Here is a 16,027-nt window from a genome sequence, read left to right on the forward strand (position 1 = left end):
ACCGTCCCGGCGGACATCGGCGCCGAGGGCCCTGATCGGTGGCGTCGACGGGGTCCGCCGACGCCGGAGGCACGGTGGCTACTACGCGACCACGCCGGACTTGGCGATGACGATGTCGGCGCGGGTGGCGCCGCTGCCCGAGCCCAGGGCCTCGATCTTCTTGACGATGTCCATGCCCTCGACGACCTCGCCGAAGACGACGTGCTTGTTGTCCAGCCAGTCCGTCACGATGGTGGTGATGAAGAACTGCGAGCCGTTGGTGTTCGGGCCGGCGTTCGCCATCGACAGCTGACCGGGCTTGGTGTGCTTGAGCTGGAAGTTCTCGTCCTGGAACTTCTCGCCGTAGATGCTCTTGCCGCCGGTCCCGTTGCCGGCGGTGAAGTCGCCACCCTGGAGCATGAAGTCGGGGATGACGCGGTGGAAACCGGATCCCTCGTAGCCGAAGCCGTGCTCGCCGGTGGCCAGCTCACGGAAATTCTTCGCGGTCTTGGGGACCACGTCGTCGAACAGGGTGAAGACGATCCGCCCGGCGGGGGCGCCATCGATGGTGATGTCGAAAAACACGTTGTCAGTCATGACGGCATCCTTACATCCGTCCCTGCCGGGGCGAGGCGCGGCCCCCGGTGCCCGTGGTGACGGAGCCGGTGTAGGGGCACGCCCATGGAGGGGCCGCCGCCCGTGGTCTCCCTTTCACAGGAGCTGATCAGAACGGCGCACCGGTGCATCAGGCCTTACGGAATTCCATCGGAGCGCAAGAGCGGTGCGGCGCCGGGTCGCGCGAGTGCGTGGACGCCGTCGCGTCCGTCGCCGAAGCCGGACTGGCGTTCACCGCCGAGGTACGGGACTTCGCGGAGGCCGCCCGCCGCGTTCTCGACGATGCCTCGGCGATCGAGCCCTCTGAGGGGGAGGGGTCGCAGGCCGGCGGGCAAGAGTGAACCGTACAAACTACCCACGGACCGCACCCTCACCCGCGCAGCCGGCACACACGGAAGCGCGCGCGGCCAGGCTGGCGCCGGAAGCCCGGATCAGTGCCGGTGGCATGAGCCACGGGCAGTCGGCCCTACCGGGCGCTGCACCCTCTGCACTCCCCGAGTCCACCGCGAATGCGCCGTTCACCACCACCTGCCGTCCGGCGGCCCAGCTCCATTTCGGTCGTCGGTGCGGGAGTGCACTCTTTCTGCTGAAGGCCGTTATCGGCGGGCTTGGCGCAGCAGGAAATCAGCAAATCCTTCTCTGGAATCGGGCGCGCCGTGCGCCCATGAGGGAAGGACGGCTATGCGACGCATCATCGTCGGCACCTGCGCTGCACTCACTGCTCTGGGAATCGGGCTGGCCGGCCCGGCCGTTGCTGCTCCGGTACCGGTGACCGCGCTCAGCTGCGATGGCGACACCTACAAGTGCACAGCCAACCTCCGCTTCGGTGACAACAATTGGAAGGCGAGCTGGGGCGCGACCATCTACCACCAGGCACCCCGCTCCGCCTACCGCGCTCCGGTACCGGTAACGGGACTCAACTGCGACGGCGACACCGGCAAGTGCACCGCCAACTTGCAATTCGGCGACGGGAATTGGCGCGCAAGCTGGTCGGCCAGCATCTTCCACCAGGCGCTCCGGTCCTCTCAGGGCACACGGCTTGCCGCTCCCGTACCGGCGAACAGCCTGACCTGTGACGGCGACACCGGCCGCTGTTCCGTCAACCTCCAGTTCGGCGACGGAAACTGGAAGGCCAACTGGGCCGCAACCATCTATCACCAGTAGCCGTTCGCCCCTCGGTCGAGGGGCGAACAACGGAAAGCGAACAACGGAAAGCGAACAACGGAAAGCGAACAACGGGAGCGAACAACGGAAACGGCGCCCGGGGGCGAGTGGTATGCGTCCCCGGGCGTCACCACTGGGCGCATGGCGGGGACCGCGCAGTTGGGGCCGCCCGGGACCGCCCGGCTGGGACCGCCCGGCGCGTACGCCGGGCGGCTCGCGAAACGGCCCTGCGGAATACCGGCGCACGCCGGTCAGCGGCCCGGGAATCACGCTCATTTACCTATTGTCATGTTGATTGTCGTACGCGTCATTGCTGACACGTACGCGCCTTCTTTCGCACGGCCGGGGGCCCTACCGTCGCATGCATCCGACATTCGACGACGGCAACTTCCGCTCTCATCAGACCCGTTCACGAATGGACTCGTGAGGGGGAGGGGCGGCGGCTGCCCAGGGAGTAGTCATGTCCGCAGTCATACAGCAGCAAGAAAGTCCGCAGTCTTCGGGCTCCTGGCCCGGCGGGGACGGGGGAAACTGGCCCAGATATCCGAGGCTCTACGAGGCCATTCCGGACTCGGGGCCGACCTCCGGAGGAAATACCGTCCTGCTCACCGGGGCGGGCCTGCAGGGCACGAGTCAGGTCACCTTCGGCGGCATCCCCGCCACCATCGTCACCCAGGACCCTTCCGGCGGCTCGGTCACCGTCCTCGCGCCCCCGCACGCGGCGGGAACGGTCCAGATCATCGCCACCACACCGAGAGGCAACACCAACTCGGTGAGCTACACCTACGTCGCTTCGCCCAGCGGTCCGACGGTCACCGCTCTCGTGCCCAGCAGCGGGCCCACCGCCGGCGGCACCGCGTTCGCCCTCATCGGCACCCAGCTCACCGGCGCAACGGTCACCTTCAACGGTGTGCCGGCCACCGGAGTGTCCATCAACCCCATGGGAACGGTGCTCACCGGCGTCACGCCGCCCGGCCCCGCCGGCAACGTCCCGGTCGTGGTCACCACACCGGCCGGGAGCACCACGGTCGCCGGTGGGTACACCTACACGGCACCCCCGCCTGTGGTGACGTTGCTGTCGCCGTCGTCGGGCAGTGCTGCGGGTGGTACGGCGTTCGTGATCTCGGGGAGTGGTTTGAGTGGTGCGGTGGTGACGTTCAACGGGGTTGCGGCGACGGGGGTTTCGGTGAATGCGTCGGGTACGGCGCTGGTCGGCTTCACCCCGGCCGGGTCGCTCGGCAACGTTCCGGTCGTCGTCACCACCCCGACGGGCAGCACCACGGTCGCCGGTGGGTACACCTACACGGCCCCGCCACTGCCTGTGGTGACGTTGCTGTCGCCGTCGTCGGGCAGTGCTGCGGGTGGCACGGCGTTCGTCATCTCGGGGAGCAGTTTGAGTGGTGCGGTGGTGACGTTCAACGGGGTTGCGGCGACGGGGGTTTCGGTGAACGCGTCGGGTACGGCGCTGGTCGGCTTCACCCCGGCCGGGTCGCTCGGCAACGTTCCGGTCGTCGTCACCACACCGGGCGGCAGCACGATCGTCGTCGGCGGATACACCTACGTGTGAGCGGTCCTCCCCGCACCGGTTCGCCCGGTGCGGGGACGGTCCGGGGCCCGCTTCTGCCGTCATCCGTCGAGCGGTGATGTGGCACTCCCACCGGTCCGCCCTGCCCTGCCGTCGGCTCAGCAGGAGCCGGCGGCAGGGCTGTGGTCGCCCCCTCGGGGCCGGAGTGGTCGACGCCACGGTGAGCACACCAGGGAGCTCCAGCAACCCGGAGCCCACGGCCATCGCTCCCGCCCCTTCCCTGGGAGCGGTCACCATCGCGGTCACCACTGCGGGCGGCTCGGCCACCGCGCCCGGGGTGTTTCTCTGTCTCATCGGCCGACGAGCGGTGCGCACTCCGTACTCCGTACGTTGCGTGCCCACCGGAGGGTTCCACCGCCTGGGATGGGCGCCTTGGGTCAACTGCCGCTGGCAGGAGCCGGGTTGGGGTCCGCGTGCCACGAGGCGGAAGACCGGGGCGTGGAGCGCGGCGGGGGCTGGCAGGGCACACCCCTAGCGGTACGTGGCGTCCCACCGCGTCTGCCCATGGGCGTACCTGGACCTCGTGGAGATGCCCGGTCTGTCGCTTCCTGTCATCGGACCTGTGCGCATCGTGGTGCCTGAGCGGCGCCGTGATGGTCTATGCGGCCCCGGTCCGGCCCCGGCCTTTACGCCTGGCGCCACGGCACTCAAGGCGCCCGACCTGGTTTCGACCCAGGTCAGGTCCCTCTCGCGGTTCCCGAAAGAGGCCTGGACCCCCGTCCGCCCGTCGAGTGGTTCACCGGCAGGTTCCGCGCAAGTGACCGGCAGACCCGTCGCCTCGCGGCGCGGAAGCTGCGCCGCGGTCATCGGAGAGCGGTCCCGGATGCGTGCCCATTTGCCATCGGAGGGTATGTGTGCCTGCGCGCCTCAGGAGGGAATATGTCCCGCTGAATTGGAACAATTCGACAACTCACCGAGGGCAGCGCAACATGTGGTTGTGGGAGGTGCACAGATGATCGCGAACCTCGAACATCGGGGGCACGGCCAGTCGGCTTACGCCGCACCGGACGTCCCCCTCCGCGATCAACAGCCATGAGCTCAGATGACCTGATCTTTTCCTGGCCACCCGCGAGCAGCCGGCCGACCGTGCACATCGCCCTTCTCGGCGGTTTCGACCTTGTGGTGAACGACGTCCCGGTGACGGTGCCCGTCGGCTCGAAGCGGCTGTTGGCGTTCATTGCGCTCAACGGCCGTGCCGCTGCCCCTCGCTCCCTGGTTGCGGGGACCCTGTGGCCCGAGGCATGCGAACAGAGCGCGTACGCGAACCTGCGGTCGGCGCTGTCGCGCCTGCGCGGCATCGGCAGGAAGGCCCTGGATGTCTGCCCTACCGAGGTGCGCCTCGCGCGAAAGGTCACCGTTGACCTGCACCATGCCCGGTCGCTCGCCCAGCGCATACTCGACCCCGGTGTCCCGGTCGAGGACCTCAACCTCAACGCGGCCACCGTTGACCAGCTCACCGACGACCTGCTGCCCGGCTGGTACGACGAGTGGGCCCTGCGGGAGGCCGAACAATGGCAGCAGCTCCGGCTCCACGCCCTTGAGGCGCTGGCGGGAGCGTTCATCGACACGAAGCAGTTCGCCGGGGCGGTGGCGGCCGCCCACGCGGCCGTACAGGCGAATCCCCTGCGGGAGAGCAGCCAGGCTTCGCTGATCCGCGCCCACCTGGCGGAGGGCAACCCGTCCGAGGCGTTGGACGAATTCGAACGCTATACGCACCGCCTTCGCGACGAGCTCGGGCTGCGTCCCACTCCGCGGCTGTGCCACCTGGTGGACGGACTGCAGCAGCCGGGTTCCGGCTGGTAATCCCGATCGGCCCGGTGATGCCGGCCGGCCCGGTGATGCCGGCCGGCACCTCCGGCTGGTGACTCTCCGTGGCCACATGGCTGTGGATTCCTCAGGGCCCCGAGTCGGGGCCCTCCAAGGTTCCCCCTGTGCCCCCTCAAGGTGCTGCCACGCCGTTCCGCGTGCCATCCAGGCAACGCCCCGCCCGTTCCACGTGTCACCGGCTCCGTGGTCCGGGGGCCTCCGGCGGCCTCGGTGCCTTCGCGTACGTGCTCGCCTGCAGGGGAACGTCCCATCAACCATTCGGCTCAATAGAGTGTTTGTACGGCAATCCGTGCATTTATTCTCATTCAGACGCGGTGATCCGAATGAAAGACCAGGTGATCCGCCAGTGAATCCGCCGAATGTCCGGAACCTGCGACCGAGGGAGCATTGTGGAGCCACGCGAGACAGCCTCGGTCGAGACCGGTTCGGAAAGCGCCGACGGAGGCCCTGCGCCGAGTGCGTCAACCACCCCCCGTGCGCTGCCGCCTGCGCCCAACGGGTCCTGGTCGCTGCTGTCGAGGATCATGATCGCGGGAACCATCGCGGTGTTGGCGATCGTCGTCACACTCCACGTGGTCCTGCTGTTCCTGTTCGTCGCCCCGTCGAACGCCCTCAGCAGGCAGTACGCCGGGCTGGTCAACGGCTGGGTCTATCCGGAGTTCGACCAGAACTGGCAGCTCTTCGCCCCGAATCCGCTCCAGCAGAACATCGCCGTGAACGCGCGCGCCGAGGTCAAATTCGCCGACGGCTCCCGGCGTTTGACGAACTGGGTGGGCCTGACCGCCCAGGACATCAAAGCGATCAGGGGCAATCCCGCACCCAGCCACGCGCACCAGAACCTGCTTCGACAGGCCTGGGACTTCTACAACAGGACACACGACGTCAAGGGGCGGCCGGTCGGCCTCCGGGGTGAGCTCTCCGAGGCCTATGTACGCCGGATCGCCGCACACCGGATCGGGCCCCGTGTCGACGGCGGCCAGGTGGTCAAGGTGCAGATCTACGCGTCGAACACCCCGATTATCCCGCCGAAGTGGAGTACTGAGCGCGTGAGCACCCAGACGACCTACCAGGTGCTTCCGTGGTGGCCGGTCTCCAAGAAGGAGTTCCAGTGAGCGTCGAGAAAGACACCGCCCGGGCACCTTCCCCTTTCAAGGACTTTGCCACAAAGCTCGACCGGGCCATCGCCAGAGGGCTGAACAAGATCACAGGGCTGACGCTGGCGCCCTACCAGGCCGCGGTGGTCCGGATCGGCTTCGCGCTGACCTTCGGCCTCTACCTCCTCCGCGAGTGGCCGCACCGCCAGGAGCTCTACGGCACCACCAGCCCGTGGGGGCTGGACCTGGCTCATCGCCTCGTCGCCTCGAACCACGCGTTCACGGTGCTGCTGTGGTCGAGCGACAGGCTGTGGTTCGAGCTGGTCTACCACGGGACGATCCTCGCGTGTCTGCTGCTGTTCGTCGGGTGGCACACCCGCACGACATCGCTGCTGTTCATGATCGGGGTGTTGTCGCTTCTGAACCGCAACGTCCTGCTGGGCGACGGTGGCGACACCCTCATCCACCTGATCGCGAGTTATCTGGTGCTGACGCGCTGCGGGCAGGTTTGGTCGCTGGACGCACGACGCCGGGCGCGCGCGGCGGCGTTGGGCGAGGAGGACAGGAATCCGGTGGGCGTGGCCCTGTGGGGTCTCTGTGGACTGGGCCTCGCCCTCGCGCAGATCACGGGATTCGCGCAGCTCCCGTGGGGGTGGATTCTGATCTTCTGGGGGATGTGGCTGATCCAGGCCCTGTGGTACTGGGCAGGGCGGAGCCGCTTCTCCGAGGTACGAGGGGTATTGGACGTCACCGCCAACCTCGTCCACAACTCGGCGATGTTTGTGATCGCCGCCCAGGTGTGTCTGCTCTACGCCACGGCCGGCTGGTACAAGATCCAGGGCCCGCGCTGGCAGGACGGAACCGCCCTCCACTACCCCCTTCATCTGAACTACTTCAGCCCCTGGACTCCGCTGTCCCAGGCGCTCGACAGCGGCTCCGTGATCGTCACGCTGATCACCTACGGCACTGTCATCGCGCAGGTCGCCTTCCCCTTCACCCTCCTCAACCGCCGGGTGAAGAACGTACTGCTCGCGGTCCTGATGACCGAACACGCGACGATCGCGGTGATCTGCGGCTTGCCGTTCTTCTCACTGGCGATGGTCGTCGCGGACATGGTCTTCCTTCCGACCAACTTCCTGCGCTGGATCGGGTCAAGGGTCTCGTCCACGCGGAAGCGCATCACCCGCCCACTTCGCCGCGACAAGGAACCACAGGTCACCGGAGTGAAGGCCCGTGTGTGAAGCCATGGCCGGCGTGTGAGGCGAAGGCCGGTGTGCGAGGCGAAGACCCGGGTGTGACCCGATGACCGAACTCTTTCACCAAACTGACGCGCTGTCCGGGTGACCAACTGACGCGCTGTCCGGGGTGAGGCACACCGTTCGTTCCCCTCAGGACACGGCGAACGTCCCCCCGGCGGGATCGGGCCCGTGGTGGGGGCGATCCGCCGAAGAGACCTCAGGGTTCACATCGCCTGTCGACTGCGCGCGCAGAGCAGGGAGATCGCGAGATCGCGTCCGCCCCTCGGCAGGAGCCCAGAGCTCTGCGCTGCGCGTCGCTCGCCCCAGCCGGTGGCGGCGCCGGTGGTGCCGCCACTCCTACGGCTGTTGCCTCAGCGGCCGGTGGTGGCGCCGGTGGTGGTGGCGCCGGTGGTGCCGCCGAGTACGCCGCCGATGGTGGCGCCGGTGGTGGTGGCGCCGGTGGTCCCGCCCACGCCTCCGCCGATGGTGGCGCCGGTGGTGGTGGCACCGGTGGTCCCGCCAACGCCTCCGCCGATGGTGGCGCCCGTGGTGGTGGCACCGGTGGTCCCGCCAACGCCTCCGCCTATCGTGGCGCCGGTGGTGGTGGCGCCGGTGGTGCCGCCGAGTACGCCGCCGATGGTGGCGCCGGTGGTGGTGGCGCCGGTGGTCCCGCCAACGCCTCCGCCGATGGTGGCGCCGGTGGTGGTGGCACCGGTGGTCCCGCCAACGCCTCCGCCTATCGTGGCGCCCGTGGTGGTGGCGCCGGTGGTGCTGGTGGCGCCGGTGGTGCTGGTGGTTGCGCCGGTAGTGGTGGCGCCGGTGGTGCTGGTGGCGCCGGTTGTGGTGGTGGTCGCACCTGTTGTGGTGGCGCCGGTGGTGACTCCTCCGGTCCGTCCACCGATGGTGGCTCCTGTTGTGGTGGCGCCGGTGGTTCCACCGCCGACGACCCTGCATCCCCTCGGGAACAGGAAGAACCTGCCGGTCTTCTTGTTGAGGACCAACCGGCACCTGACATCCGGTGCCGACTTCGACGTTGTTGCCTTCGTGGGCGTCGCTTCAGCGCCCACGGCGCTCATGGCGCCCATTGTGCCGGTGAGCGCCGCGGCCAGGAGCGAGGCGCCGATCACGTGCGGAAGCCGTTTCCGGAGATTCGTCATGATGCTTCCCCTTGTCTTGAGGAGCTGGGCATATCTGTTGCAGCGTGGAAGGTCGGCCATGACCGTGGCGTGGAACTGACGTGACTCCCGCGTGACGCCGGCAGGGCAAGCCGCGGGAGTCCGGGCTTCCCGGCCGCCGGGACCGTCTCGGGCGAGCCGCACGCCCTGAATCCCGGTTCGCCACTCGGCCGTGGCGTGGCCCGGGGCGTCCGCTGTCCTGGACGACGGTGGCCGTCGTGGTGCGGCATTCGGCCGCTGCGCTGCAGCATCATGCTGCTGTGGTAGCGCGCTGTGTCGATGGTGTCACCGTGGGTTTCCTCGCTGGCCGCTGGCCGCTGGCCGCCGGCCGCCGGCCGCTGGCTGGCGCCCCGGCCCGTCATACGGCCGCTGTGCGGAGTAGGTCGGTGATTGCCTGCAATACGGACTCCGGCTGCTCCTCGTGGAGCCAGCCGTGCCCGGCATCGTCGAGGGTGCGGTGCTCACCGCGGGGGACGGATGCGGCAAGGCGCTTGTGCAGGGTGGTCTTGATGTTGTTGTTCTCCCGCAGCGCTTCCTCGGACCACAGCTGGGCCTGCGTGGCGTCGTACCCCAGGACGGTGAGCGCGATCAGCGGTACGTCGGGGAGGCCGGGCGCGTGCCGGAGCTCGTGTGCGACGTCGTCGTAGACGTTCCGGGCCTCGTAAAGCCCGGTCTTCCACGTGGCGAGGTGGTGTTCGACGAGCGCCTGGCGGACGGAGGCAGGCCACTTCGCGAAGAACGGTGTCGCCCAGTCCCGGGCCTGCTGGAGCTGCTCATGCGTGGCCTCCGGCAGGTCCTGCTGGTGCAGCTGTTCCAGCTTCTCCCGTACCTCCTGGGGTGCGTGGTCGAGGAGGTCTTCGTGGAAGGGGTCCAACAGGAGCAGGCCCGCCACCTCGTCGGGGAAGCGCTGCGCGTAGCGGCGCGCGTAGGCCCCTCCCAGGGAGTGGCCGACCAGTACGTAGGGGGTGGGGACGCCGGCGGTGCGCAGCAGGTCGCGGAGTTCGCCGGTGACCTCGGCGGCGCTGCGGGGCAGCTCGACCTCTTCGCTCCAGCCGGTGCCGGCGCGGTCGTAGAGCACGCTGGTGGTCAGTTCGGCCACCCGGTTGTGGGTGTTCAGATAGTCCAGGCCGACCAGCCCGGCCCCCGGCAGGAAGACCACGGTCGGGCCGCCGCTACCGGAACGGTGCAGCATCAGCCGCCGGCCCCCGACGTCGTACAGGCGCCCCAACGGCGGCTGGGGGAGGGCGGATTCGGGCCGGTCCGCGGGCGATAAGCGCGTCATGGGCTGTTTCCCTACCTGTTCTTCCAGGGGTTGTTGTTCTCAAGTTTGAGAAAGGTATCGAAGGTGAGATCATGTGTCCATGGACACGGTTGATCTGCTCCTGCACCCGGTGCGGTTGCGCATCGTGCATGCCATGTACGACGGGCGGACGCGTACGACCACCGAGCTGTGCGCTCTCCTCCCCGACGTATCGAAGGCCACGGTCTACCGGCACGTCGGACTCCTGGCCGACGGCGGTCTGCTGGGGGTGGAGAGTGAACAGCGGGTGCGTGGCTCCGTTGAACGCCGCTACCGGCTCCATCGCGCCCGAGCGGTGATCGATGCGGACGCTGTTGCGGCCATGTCGTTGGAGGACTACCGCCGGGGCTTCGCGGTGGCCATGGCCACGCTGCTGGCCGAGTTCAATGCCTACCTCGAGCGGGACGGCGCCGACCCGTCCGCCGACTCGGTGGGATTCCGCCAGCATGCGCTCTGGCTCAGCCAGGATGAGCTGGCTGAGCTGATCGGTGACCTGCGCGACGTGATCGTGCCGCGGATGGGCCATGATCCCTCACCGGAACGCACACGGCATCTGCTCAGCCCGATCGTGTTCCCCGCCGAGGCGCCGTCCCCGCGTTCACCTGGCGAGCAGGCGGAACCTGACGCTGAGCCCTGAGGCCCAGCTTGCTTTTTGCGCGCGGCCTTCTTTGACGGCTCTGGGCGCTCCGAGTGCTCCATTGCTGAGCCCGGCGGGAGTCTGAGTAAGGTCATGATCCAGTGCGGCGACGGTCAGGCTGCGCCTCCGCTCGTGCGGAGTGCTGGGGCCGCCCCCATGCGTCGCCCGGCAAGAGCTGCCGGGCCGCTACACGTATCATGATCAACGAATCGAGGCTCCGGCACGATTCGCAGTCCTTCGCCGGCACTGACACCTGTTACGACACCGCACCGGACGGGCTCCGCCGCATCATCTCCACGGCTGTACCGACGGAGTTGAACCCCGCCGAGAGCGGGAGGGGGAGGCATCGGCCCCCGACGTCATGGCAGGCCTCCACCGGACCACGCCACACCGCACCACAGCGCACCGCATCCACAGTTCGTCGACGCCGGCTCTGACCTGCGACCCCCACCAACCGACCGCCGCTTGCGGCGTAGAACACCAAGGAACCTCATGCCCTCCATGACACCGCAGCCGCACCACGATCTCGCTGACCCGCTCCCGCGCCCCGCGAAGCCCGACTATCGCAACGTTTTCATCGAGCCGGTCTACGGGAACGGCTTCCCCGAAGACGACTTGGAGGACGATCCCGATGAGCCTGCCACGTCCCGTGCCGAGTACTGACGGCTCATTGCTGATGGCGAAAAACCATTGAGGAGTTTCCAGTTGTCGGGCCATGATGGTGATCATGGCCATATACGTCGATGATCCCGCCCGGGTCGGTGAGAGCCGTCTTTCCGATGGCCGGTTGCTGGGGTGGGCCGAGTGGGGGCCGCCGGACGGGGTGCCCGTGTTGTTGTGTCCGGGAGCGGGCACGAGCCGGTGGCTGGGTTTCGGTGCGGGTGCCGTTGAAGCACTTGGGGTGCGGCTCGTCTCTGTGGACCGCCCGGGGCTCGGTGCCTCCAGCCCTGACCACGGCCGAACCTTCTCCGATTTCGCCGACGACATCCGGCAACTCGTCGAGCTGCGAGGGCTGGGGTGCCCGGCCGTGGTGGGGAACTCGCAAGGGGCGCCGTTCGCTCTCGCCTGCGCTGTGGAGGGTGTCGCCTCGGCACTGGCGGTCGTCTCCGGCGCGGACGAGGTCGCCGCGCCGGAGTTCGCTGCCGCCCTGCCGGCTGATCTGCGGGGCCTCGTTGAACGGACCGCGGGCGACCCGGCCGGCGCCGAGGCGTTCTTCGCAGGCTTCAGCGCGGAGGCGATGTGGCGCATGGTCATGGCCGGGAGCCCTGCGTGCGACCTTGCCGTGTACCAGGACGGCGATTTCCTGGCCGCCTACCGCAGGGCCCTGGACGAGGGTTTCGGGCAAGGAGCGGCCGGTTACGCCCGGGACACGGTCCTGGCCATGAAGCGGTGGCCCTTCGCCCTCGACGAGATCACGGTCCCGGTCGACCTCTGGTACGGCGAACGGGACACCAGCCACTCGCCCGACAACGGAGCACTGCTCGCCACCCGTATACCCCGTGCTCATCACCGTGTCGTACTAGGAGCCGGCGGCGCACTGCTGTGGACACACGCTGAACCGATCCTCACCTCGCTCCTGGAGAGGGCCGCCGGCGACCACTAGCAAGCCGCACGTCGATGGCCGGCGGGACGCCCGTGCGAACGCATTGCCCGCAAGGCGAGAACGCCCAGCGCCCGGGGCCCGTGACCTGCGGGCTGGGCCGAAGGTGGTTCGGCCCAAGGGAGGGGTCTACAGCCCCCGTTTGGCGACGCGGGTCCCGGTGACATTGGAGCTCACCGATATCGCCCCCGCACCCGTACGGGACCGTGTACGTGCCCGCGTCACGGTGACCGGGCTGCCGGCAGCCCCGTACAGCGCGGAGGCCACGAAGAGCACCTGCATGGAGTTCGGCCAGGCGGTCCTCGAAGACTCCCGGGAACGCGCCTCTGTCAGCCTCCACGCCCTCCTGGCCACGGCGCGCCGCTTCTCCCACCCCGGCCATCTGCTGACCTGATCCGCCGGGCGGCGCACAGCCCCCGGCCAGGGTTCACGTCGACGAGGCGGCCGGCACGGAGCCGACGAGCCCGCCGTCGACGACCAGATCCTGGCCGGTGATGTACGCGGCGTCCTCGGAAGCAAGGAAAGCCACGGCCGCGGCGACCTCGTCCGGGTGGCCGAGTGACCCCAGCGCCACCTCGGCGGAGTTGCGGGCTTCGGCGCCCGGGTCGGTGTTGGCCTCGCGCCACATCGGCGTGTCGATGTAGCCGGGGCTGACGGAGTTGACGCGGATACCGCGAGCGGCCAGATCGGATCCCATGGTGCGGGCGAGGTTGTGGACCGCCGCCTTGCTGGCGGAGTAGACCGAGGCGATGGGCAGCCCCCGGTACAGGGTCCAAGAGGCGTTGATGACGACGGCGCCACCGCGCGGCATCAGCCGCAACGCCTTCTGAACGGTGAAGAAGACGCCCTTGAAGTTGACGTTCACGGTGCGGTCGAAGTCGTCCTCGGTGATCTCGGCGGTCGGCTTGAAGATGCCGGTCCCGGCGTTGGCGAAGACGGCATCGAGCGTGCCACGCCAGGTCTCGATACGGCGCATCAGCGCGTCGAGTTCAGCCGGGGAGGCGGCGTCGGCCCGCACGGCCAGCACGCGGCCCTCCACCGCGTCGAGCCGGGCGACCGCCGCGTCGAGGCGCGCCTGGTCGCGGCCGGTGATGACGACGTACGCCCCCTCGTCCAGGAGCCGCCGCGCCGTGGCGAATCCCATCCCGCTGGTGCCGCCGGTGATCAGTGCTGTCTTGTTCGTGAATCGCTGCATGCCCACGATCCTGACGCGGCGCGAACCGCTCCGGCAGTGTCACTTGAACCTGGGTCTGTCACCACCACCCTCAGGCGGGAGCGGGCGACCCGCCGGCGGCTGGGCCGAGGGCCGGGCCACCGTGCGTCCGGGGCCCCTGCCCTCCGGGCAAAGGCCTACGAGGCAGGGAGCGCGGCCCGTTCCCCCGCATCCAGCAAACCGACCATCCGGGCCTCGGTCGGTGTCCCCTCCGCAGGGGTGTACAGCAGCAGCCGGGCGCCGGGCAGATCGGAGACGGGCAGCATCGTGTAGTGGAACGTCAACTCCCCCGCGGCGGGGTGCACCAGCGACTTGAGGCCCTCGGTCGCCGCGCCCACCGGGTGTTCGGCCCAGACGGTGGCAAAGGTGGGACTGGCGGCACACATGTCCTCCGCGAGCCGCCCGAACTCCGGATCGTCCGGATAGCGCGCGGCATCCGCCCGGAACTGGCCGACGATCTGCCGCGCCGCGTCCGCCCACCCACACAGCACGGACCGGAAGTGCGCACTGGTGAAGAAGCTGACCAGGCAGCTGTGGTCAAGTTCTCCGTAACCGAAGACGAGTCGGGCAGCCCGGTTGACGGCAACCAGTTTCCAGTGCCGGTCGATGACGTACGCGGGTCGCGGCAGCCAGCCGTCGATGACCCGGCGGATCCCGACCGGTACGGCGCGGTCCGCGGGCGCGGCCTGCGGAGGATTCAGCCCGGCCAGCAGATACAGGTGCTCACGCTCGGCGGCGTCCAGCCGCAGCACGCGGGAGACGGCGTCCAGTACCTCGGCCGACACCTTGATGTCGCGCCCCTGCTCCAACCACGTGTACCAGGAGACCCCCACCCCGGCGAGGACCGCGACCTCCTCGCGCCGCAGCCCCGGCGTACGGCGCCCGGTCCCGGCCGCCATGCCCACGTCCGCAGGCGTCAGCCGCGCCCGCCGTGAGCGCAGAAACGCCCGTATCTCCGCACTACGCCGCTGCCGCGCCTCGGCGGAAAGCTTTGAGACCTCCATGCGGCCATGGTAAGCCGCCGTTCCGTACGGCCTGCTCGTCGGACGTTGAGTGGTGCGCAGCGCCGGATTATTCGCATGCGGGTGTACGACACGGCTGCTAGCTTTCGGTCGTGGCAATCTTCAGCAACTTTCTCTGACGGGGTTCATCGACGGATGCGGCGCGCCGCCGGCCGGTGGCCCGGCGCCGGCTGCGTCTGCGCATCGTCACGTCGCTCGTCCGCCGCGGGCGGACGAGCCGCTGTGTCCTGAACTCCAAGCCGAGAAATGAGCTGTAGCCGTGCCTGTTGAGCCTTCCGCCTCCACCGTGCTCGCCGATTGGTTTCGCGCCCACTCCACCCTCCTGACCACCCTTGATCCGGAGCAGCCACTCGACGATCTCGAAGGGCTCCGGGAGATCATCGGCGATGCCCGCGTTGTCGCGATCGGTGAGGGTGCCCACTTCGTCGAAGAGTTCTCCCGCGTACGCCGCCGCGTGCTGCGCTTTCTCGCCGAGCGCTGCGGATTCACCGTTTTTGCCATGGAGTTCGGCTTCAGCGAGGCCTTCCCCCTCGACCGGTGGCTGCAGGGCGAGGGGGACGACGGCGACCTGGCGACAGTGAGCCGGGCCGCCGCCGAGTGGGGCGCCGCGGACCTCATGCACTGGCTCCGCCACCACAACCGCACCAGCAAGCACCCGTTGCGCTTCGCCGGCATCGACGTCCCCGAGGCCGGCGGGGCGCTACGGCCTGCCCTGGAGCCGGTGGCCGACTACTTGCGCGAGGTGGACCCCGACGCGCTCTGCCTCGTCGAGACGATCCTGGAGGTGAGCGACCGGTTCCTCAAGGGCTGCGGCTCCGGCGCTGCGGCCGGGCCGGCATGGGCCGGCCTTCCGGTGGCCGAGCAGAACGAACTGACTGCCGTACTGGCACGGCTGTTGCTGCGGCTGCGCGCCGCCGAACCGCTCTACGTCTCCCGCAGCGGCCAGCGCCGCTTCGACATCGCCCGGCGCCGAGTGGAAGCCGCCTGCCACACGGACTACATGTTCCAGGCGATGCACGCCCTGCTGTCCGGCCGGGGCCTGACAGCGGACCTGTCGGTGCGTGAGACCTACCTGGCCGAATCCGTACGCTGGCACCTGGACCGCGCGGAACCGGGGACCCGGATCGTCCTCGCGGCACACAACAACCACATCCACAAGACAGCGTTCTCCTTGGAGTTCGCCGGCGGACTCACCTGCCTCCCGATGGGCCGGCACCTGCACGGGACGCTCGGCCAGGACTACCGCACCGTGGCCCTCGTCCACACCGCGGACCATGTGCCGGAGATGTACCCCGACCAGAGCGCCGCGGTCGGGTTCACCCTCGCCGATGCCCGTCTTGAGCCTGCCCGGCCCGGCAGCGTCGAGGCCGCCCTCACCGACGCCGGACTCGCCGACCGGATCACCCTGACCGACCTGCGCCACTCACCGCGCGACGCCCAGGGAACACCACTACTCGACGGAATCCGGGCCCAGAGCTCCCACCTGAGCACCCTGGTCCCAGAGGCTTTCGATGCCGTGATCGCCGTCCCGGCGGTCACTCGGGATCGCACAGTGCACTTCTGACGGGCTCTAGGGGG

At 69.0% G+C, this 16,027-nt stretch carries 15 protein-coding genes and 1 pseudogene; 11 read left to right on the forward strand and 5 right to left on the reverse strand.

The window, feature by feature from the left end; translation table 11 throughout:
- Positions 1 to 81 precede the first annotated feature (81 nt).
- Complete coding sequence (locus CFW40_RS32430) at positions 82 to 576, reverse strand: peptidylprolyl isomerase (protein WP_088801307.1); 495 nt, start codon at positions 574 to 576, stop codon at positions 82 to 84.
- 209 nt (positions 577 to 785) lie between these two features.
- Here CFW40_RS32430 and CFW40_RS37355 point away from each other — a divergent pair, with 209 nt between their 5' ends.
- From CFW40_RS37355 to CFW40_RS32460, 6 genes are all read left to right on the forward strand, one after another.
- A complete protein-coding gene (locus CFW40_RS37355) occupies positions 786 to 935 on the forward strand; it encodes a hypothetical protein (RefSeq protein WP_176956311.1) in 150 nt (49 codons plus the stop codon).
- 340 nt (positions 936 to 1,275) lie between these two features.
- Positions 1,276 to 1,758: a hypothetical protein gene (locus CFW40_RS32440; RefSeq protein WP_088801309.1), complete on the forward strand. Its 483-nt coding sequence runs from the start codon at positions 1,276 to 1,278 to the stop codon at positions 1,756 to 1,758.
- Positions 1,759 to 2,218: 460 nt separating this feature from the next.
- A complete protein-coding gene (locus CFW40_RS32445; RefSeq protein WP_088801310.1) occupies positions 2,219 to 3,325 on the forward strand; it encodes an IPT/TIG domain-containing protein in 1,107 nt (368 codons plus the stop codon).
- A gap of 1,050 nt (positions 3,326 to 4,375) precedes the next feature.
- Positions 4,376 to 5,146 carry a BTAD domain-containing putative transcriptional regulator gene (locus tag CFW40_RS32450; protein WP_088801311.1) on the forward strand — a complete coding sequence of 257 codons (771 nt, stop codon included), beginning with the start codon at positions 4,376 to 4,378 and terminating at the stop codon, positions 5,144 to 5,146.
- Between the two features lie 548 nt (positions 5,147 to 5,694).
- Positions 5,695 to 6,282, forward strand: a complete 588-nt coding sequence (locus CFW40_RS32455; protein WP_256331156.1) for a DUF5819 family protein — start codon at positions 5,695 to 5,697, stop codon at positions 6,280 to 6,282.
- Positions 6,279 to 7,505, forward strand: a complete 1,227-nt coding sequence (locus tag CFW40_RS32460; RefSeq protein ID WP_088801312.1) for an HTTM domain-containing protein — start codon at positions 6,279 to 6,281, stop codon at positions 7,503 to 7,505. The genes CFW40_RS32455 and CFW40_RS32460 overlap by 4 nt, the downstream gene beginning before the upstream one ends.
- 368 nt (positions 7,506 to 7,873) lie before the next feature.
- Here the strand turns inward: CFW40_RS32460 and CFW40_RS37360 are convergent, their stop codons facing one another.
- Both CFW40_RS37360 and CFW40_RS32475 read right to left on the reverse strand, forming a co-directional pair.
- Entirely contained in the window at positions 7,874 to 8,659 is a 786-nt protein-coding gene (locus CFW40_RS37360) for a hypothetical protein (protein WP_176956310.1), read from the reverse strand.
- A 376-nt stretch (positions 8,660 to 9,035) separates the two neighbouring features.
- Positions 9,036 to 9,959 carry an alpha/beta fold hydrolase gene (locus CFW40_RS32475; RefSeq protein ID WP_256331155.1) on the reverse strand — a complete coding sequence of 308 codons (924 nt, stop codon included), beginning with the start codon at positions 9,957 to 9,959 and terminating at the stop codon, positions 9,036 to 9,038.
- A gap of 79 nt (positions 9,960 to 10,038) precedes the next feature.
- On the opposite strand from CFW40_RS32475, the gene CFW40_RS32480 reads away from it, so the two are divergent.
- The 4 genes and pseudogenes from CFW40_RS32480 to CFW40_RS32490 all read left to right on the forward strand — a co-directional run.
- Complete coding sequence (locus CFW40_RS32480; protein WP_088802509.1) at positions 10,039 to 10,614, forward strand: helix-turn-helix domain-containing protein; 576 nt, start codon at positions 10,039 to 10,041, stop codon at positions 10,612 to 10,614.
- 492 nt (positions 10,615 to 11,106) lie between these two features.
- Complete coding sequence (locus CFW40_RS37365) at positions 11,107 to 11,277, forward strand: hypothetical protein (protein ID WP_176956309.1); 171 nt, start codon at positions 11,107 to 11,109, stop codon at positions 11,275 to 11,277.
- A gap of 64 nt (positions 11,278 to 11,341) precedes the next feature.
- Positions 11,342 to 12,217 (forward strand): alpha/beta fold hydrolase, encoded by an 876-nt coding sequence (locus CFW40_RS32485; protein WP_218136778.1) that lies wholly within the window; start codon positions 11,342 to 11,344, stop codon positions 12,215 to 12,217.
- Positions 12,218 to 12,329: 112 nt separating this feature from the next.
- Positions 12,330 to 12,566: pseudogene (locus CFW40_RS32490) on the forward strand (DUF2470 domain-containing protein); the annotation flags it as partial.
- Positions 12,567 to 12,641: 75 nt separating this feature from the next.
- Here CFW40_RS32490 and CFW40_RS32495 read toward each other — a convergent pair.
- Positions 12,642 to 13,409 carry an SDR family NAD(P)-dependent oxidoreductase gene (locus CFW40_RS32495; protein ID WP_088801315.1) on the reverse strand — a complete coding sequence of 256 codons (768 nt, stop codon included), beginning with the start codon at positions 13,407 to 13,409 and terminating at the stop codon, positions 12,642 to 12,644.
- A 155-nt stretch (positions 13,410 to 13,564) separates the two neighbouring features.
- Positions 13,565 to 14,431, reverse strand: coding sequence for a helix-turn-helix transcriptional regulator (locus CFW40_RS32500; RefSeq protein WP_088801316.1), 867 nt, complete (start codon positions 14,429 to 14,431; stop codon positions 13,565 to 13,567).
- Positions 14,432 to 14,708: 277 nt separating this feature from the next.
- On the opposite strand from CFW40_RS32500, the gene CFW40_RS32505 reads away from it, so the two are divergent.
- Entirely contained in the window at positions 14,709 to 16,013 is a 1,305-nt protein-coding gene (locus CFW40_RS32505; RefSeq protein WP_176956308.1) for an erythromycin esterase family protein, read from the forward strand.
- The last annotated feature ends 14 nt before the right edge of the window (positions 16,014 to 16,027 follow it).

The organism is Streptomyces sp. 2114.4 (assembly GCF_900187385.1).
GTDB classification, from domain to species: Bacteria; Actinomycetota; Actinomycetes; order Streptomycetales; family Streptomycetaceae; genus Streptomyces; species Streptomyces mooreae.